1 protein-coding gene is annotated in these 1,016 nt (G+C 44.1%); it reads right to left on the bottom strand.

All coding sequences use genetic code 11. The annotated features are described in order from the left end of the window. Window positions 1–1,016: elongation factor Tu (gene tuf, locus ABFY81_RS18805; protein WP_215900924.1), on the bottom strand; the 1,016-nt coding region annotated here is incomplete at both ends.

The raw sequence follows: 1,016 nt of genomic DNA, 5'->3' as shown, positions 1-1,016 counted from the left end.
GCACCAGTTACGTCAGTTGTACGGAAGTAGAACTGTGGACGGTAACCATTTAAGAATGGAGTGTGACGACCACCTTCTTCTTTAGAAAGTACGTATACTTCTGCGTCGAATTTAGTGTGCGGCTTGATTGTACCTGGTTTAGCAAGTACTTGACCACGTTGTACGTCTTCACGCTTAGTACCACGAAGTAATACACCACAGTTCTCGCCTGCACGGCCTTCGTCAAGAAGTTTACGGAACATTTCTACGCCAGTTACAGTTGTTTTAACTGTATCTTTAATACCAACGATCTCTACTTCTTCACCAACTTTAACAATACCTGATTCTACACGGCCTGTTACTACAGTACCACGACCAGAAATTGAGAATACGTCTTCGATTGGCATTAAGAATGCTTTGTCGATAGCACGTTCTGGTTCTGGGATGTAAGAGTCAAGAGCTGCTACAAGAGCAAGAACTGATTCTTCACCGTAAGGACCTGCTTCACCGTTAAGAGCAGCAAGAGCTGAACCACGGATTACTGGAGTGTCATCACCTGGGAAGTCATAAGTAGAAAGAAGTTCACGAACTTCCATTTCTACTAATTCAAGTAATTCTTCGTCATCAACAAGGTCGCATTTGTTTAAGAATACGATGATGTAAGGTACACCAACCTGACGAGAAAGAAGGATGTGTTCACGAGTTTGTGGCATTGGACCGTCAGTCGCAGCACATACAAGGATCGCGCCGTCCATCTGAGCAGCACCAGTGATCATGTTTTTAACGTAATCGGCGTGGCCCGGGCAGTCAACGTGTGCGTAGTGACGAATTGGAGAATCGTATTCTACGTGTGAAGTATTAATTGTAATACCACGTGCTTTTTCTTCAGGTGCTGAGTCGATTTGTGAGTAATCTTTCGCTTCACCGCCGTAAGTTTTTGCACAAATAGTTGCAATCGCAGCAGTTAAAGTTGTTTTACCATGGTCAACGTGACCGATTGTGCCCACGTTTACGTGTGGCTTATTACGTTCAAACTT

This window comes from Acinetobacter sp. WA-87, from assembly GCF_039938935.1.
Lineage (GTDB): Bacteria > Pseudomonadota > Gammaproteobacteria > Pseudomonadales > Moraxellaceae > Acinetobacter > Acinetobacter seifertii.
This window is presented reverse-complemented; position numbering and strand designations above follow the sequence as displayed.